This window comes from Sphingobacterium sp. SGL-16, assembly GCF_011043515.1.
Classification (GTDB): Bacteria; Bacteroidota; Bacteroidia; order Sphingobacteriales; family Sphingobacteriaceae; genus Sphingobacterium; species Sphingobacterium litopenaei.
Window position 1 is genome coordinate 1 of record NZ_JAAKGQ010000102.1, and the last position, 1,598, is coordinate 1,598.

Here is a 1,598-nt window from a genome sequence, read left to right on the forward strand (position 1 = left end):
CGAAGCCTGCGCCTATACCATTCCTCTATCCGCTGTAACCGGCTCTTCATGTCCGCAAGCTTGAAGTATTCGAGCCAACCTCTAATGAACAGACCTAAAGAAGCTTTCCGATTTTCATAGCCCATACCATTGCTACGGCCTGTCAATTCTTTTAGTTTAGATTTGAGTTTGTCGTAACTTTTGGGGTGGATGCTCAAACGGCATTCTCCGGACTTCATATAGAAGCTATAGCCTAGAAACTTCATCCCTCTTACATAGCCGGTAGTTGTCTTCTCTTTATTGACACGCAGATACAGTATATTCTCTATGAATCGAATAATACTCCTTTTTGTCCTCTCTGCGGCTCGCTTGCTCCTACAGAAGACTAAACAGTCATCCGCATACCGAACAAAAGGATGCCCTCGACGTTCCAGTTCCTTATCTAACTCATTGAGCATAATATTACTCAACAATGGACTTAATGGACCGCCTTGAGGTACTCCCGAATGGCTCGCCCCAAACTTTGTCCCGACCTGAACTCCTGCCAAAAGATATTTATGGATAAGCGAAACTACTCGGCCATCCTTGATACGTTTAGAAAGAAGTTCTATCAGGCGACTATGGTTGACCGTATCGAAGAATTTCTCCAAGTCTAGGTCAACAGCATACTTGTAGCCTGATGAAATATAGGCCTGGGCTTGTTTCAGGGCATCATGGCTACTCCGATCAGGACGGAAGCCATAGCTGGTATCACTAAATTCCCCTTCGTAGATGGGAGAAAGAACTTGTGATATAGATTGTTGCACAAGACGGTCTACTACCGTTGGGATACCAAGTAAGCGTTTCTTTCCGCCGTCTTTGGGTATCTCAACGCGACGAACGGGACTGGGTTTATACTTGCCTTGCATGATTGATTGCCACAGAACTTCTTTGTGTTCTCTTAGCCACTCAGGCAGACCCGCTGTTTCCATACCGTCGACCCCACCACTCCCCTTATTGGACATCACTTGTTTATAAGCCTTGTTCATGTTGTAAGGGGAAAGGATTCGTTCCAGTAAGTCGTCTTTCGTAAATAATACTTCCGTGAGGTGGTTTTCAGTTATCCCAATAAAAGTCTGCACTCCTCGATAGCCCTTGGATTCTGTCCTACTATTCTCGAGCCAGTTATCACTCGTAGTTGATATTTTCTGCATTCTTTCTTTCATCAGGTAACATTCATTGACTGCTCACTTACAATAAGGTTCAGCCCTTCGATACGTTAATCGTTTCTACTATGGCTTCTGCTGACTTCTCACAGCAAGCTTTACTCCGAGCCTCTGAAAAAAAACATCCACTCGTCTGTGAGACCTCCCCAGTTAAGATTTTATTCTTTCCATCTTATACCTGCTTGATTTACTATGGACGTTCCGAATAGCTATCGGGCTTCGTCTTGTCTTGCAGACTCGCCCACGTCCTTTAGCCTTATATCAAGTTTCTGTCCGTCAGGTCAGATGTTTGCCGCAGACTTCCTTCAGATTCTACCTCGCGATAGACACCCTTGTCCTTAGCTGGACACTTCCCGCTATTAGGGCGTGTTGGGGACTTACACCCGTTAGAATAAAACCATGCTGGGCGAACAA

At 45.1% G+C, this 1,598-nt stretch carries 1 protein-coding gene; it reads right to left on the minus strand.

Going from position 1 to position 1,598, the window contains the following annotated elements:
- The coding region (ltrA, locus tag G5B32_RS16815) for a group II intron reverse transcriptase/maturase (RefSeq protein WP_165292649.1) at positions 1-1,184 on the minus strand (1,184 nt) is incomplete at its 3' end.
- Positions 1,185-1,598: the final 414 nt, after the last annotated feature.